Here is a 268-nt window from a genome sequence, read left to right on the forward strand (position 1 = left end):
CCTGCTCTACCGCTCGGGCTTCTCACAGCGGAAGACCGACGACGACACCTCGCGCCTGGTCGCGACCCGCGAACGCCGATCTCGCCAGGAAGTCGAAGCGTGCGGCGGCGGCAACAGCAACGCCCCCACCCACAACCGCCGGCGCGGCGAGGGCCCGCGGGCCGAGCAGATCGGGCAGGCGTTCGCCCTCTACTGCCGCAAGCACGGGCTCAACCGCGACGTCCGGTCGCTGACGAGCGAGCACTTCCGCCCGCCGCCGCGGCACGGG

1 pseudogene is annotated in these 268 nt (G+C 73.5%); it reads left to right on the forward strand.

Features of this window, described 5'->3' with window-relative positions:
- Positions 1 to 268 (forward strand): annotated as a pseudogene (locus tag R0J92_RS23380) (hypothetical protein); the annotation flags it as partial.

This window comes from Tritonibacter sp. SIMBA_163 (genome assembly GCF_046535935.1).
In the GTDB taxonomy this organism is placed as follows: domain Bacteria; phylum Pseudomonadota; class Alphaproteobacteria; order Rhodobacterales; family Rhodobacteraceae; genus Epibacterium; species Epibacterium scottomollicae.